This window comes from Pseudomonas sp. NY15356 (assembly GCF_048068175.1).
In the GTDB taxonomy this organism is placed as follows: domain Bacteria; phylum Pseudomonadota; class Gammaproteobacteria; order Pseudomonadales; family Pseudomonadaceae; genus Aquipseudomonas; species Aquipseudomonas putida_K.
The window spans coordinates 1-661 of the sequence record NZ_JBLUPW010000079.1 but is presented as its reverse complement, the minus strand read 5'-3'; the positions used below and the strand labels follow the sequence as shown (position 1 = coordinate 661).

The window sequence follows — 661 nt, the reverse complement described above, 5'->3', positions numbered from 1 at the left end:
GCGCGGCTTCACCTACGCCGAAGGGCTGATGACCAGCCACAGCAACGCGCTGGGCCTGGGCTGCCACTACCGCTGGGAAACCATTGGCGACAAGCCGCGCGTGGTGGAGCATTGGACCAGCGACGGTGAGCACTACCATTTCCGCTACGACCTGAGCGCCCGCACCAGTTGGGCCACCGACGTGCTTGGCCGCGAGCTGGAAGTGCAGTACAACGCCGACCATCGCGTGGTCGCCAGCCGGGACTATGGTGGCGAGCGCTATGCCATCGAGCTGGACGAACACGGCAACATGATCGGGCTAGGCCTGCCGGACGGCAACAAACTCGCCTTCAAGTACGACGAGTTCGCCCGCCTGCTGGAGGAAACTGACCCGCTGGGGCGCAAGACCACCTACGAGTATCACCACCTGACCACCCTGGTGACCCAGGTCAGCTACCCGGACGGCAGCACCTGGCGAGCGCGCTACGACGACAAGGGCAACCTGCTCGCCGAATTCGATGCCCTCGGCCAGATGACCGAGTACCTCAACGGCGACGATGGCCTGCCGCATACCATCATCGACGCGACCTACAAATCCAAGTACCTGTGGTGGAACACCCAGGCCCAGGTCGAGCGTTACCAGGACTGCTCGGGCAAGAGCACCTACTACCGCTACGACGAG

Annotated in this window: 1 pseudogene; it reads left to right on the top strand. The window is 63.8% G+C overall.

Features of this window, described 5'->3' with window-relative positions:
• Nucleotides 1-661 (top strand): annotated as a pseudogene (locus ACNFCI_RS23990) (type IV secretion protein Rhs); the annotation flags it as partial.